Source organism: Micromonospora sp. DSM 43699, assembly GCF_055517075.1.
Window position 1 is genome coordinate 1 of the sequence record NZ_JBTMMT010000232.1, and the last position, 436, is coordinate 436.

Consider the following 436-nt stretch of genomic DNA (forward strand, 5'->3'; position numbering starts at 1 on the left):
GCCATCCAGAGCACCACCACCGAGGCGGCGGCCGTCGCCGCCAACAGCCCGTGGTTCAGCACCCGGTTGGTCCGGCGGTAGGTGCGCCGCTGCATCCACGCCAGGGCGCCGAGCACCACGATCCCCGCGCCGAGCGAGAGGAGCGGCCACTGCCGGGCGTCGGCGGAGTCGCTCTCCAGCCGGCCCGACTCCGCCGCGTACAGTCGCTCGGCGGCCGGCAGCATCTCGCCGGTCATCTTCTGGTTCGCGTACCGGAGATAGGCGCCGCCCAGCGGTAGGCCCTGGCGGTTGTTGGCGCGGGCGCGCTCGATCAGGCCCGTGTAGACCGGGAGCAGCTTGTTGAGGGTGGCTATCTCGCGGCTGGACGCGCTGTCGGATTCGGTGCTGCCCGACGCCTTCACCAGCAGCCGGGCGGCCTCCTCGATGTCCTTCCGAT

1 pseudogene is annotated in these 436 nt (G+C 72.0%); it reads right to left on the bottom strand.

Going from position 1 to position 436, the window contains the following annotated elements:
• Positions 1-436 (bottom strand): annotated as a pseudogene (locus tag AC0AIB_RS31400) (hypothetical protein); the annotation flags it as partial.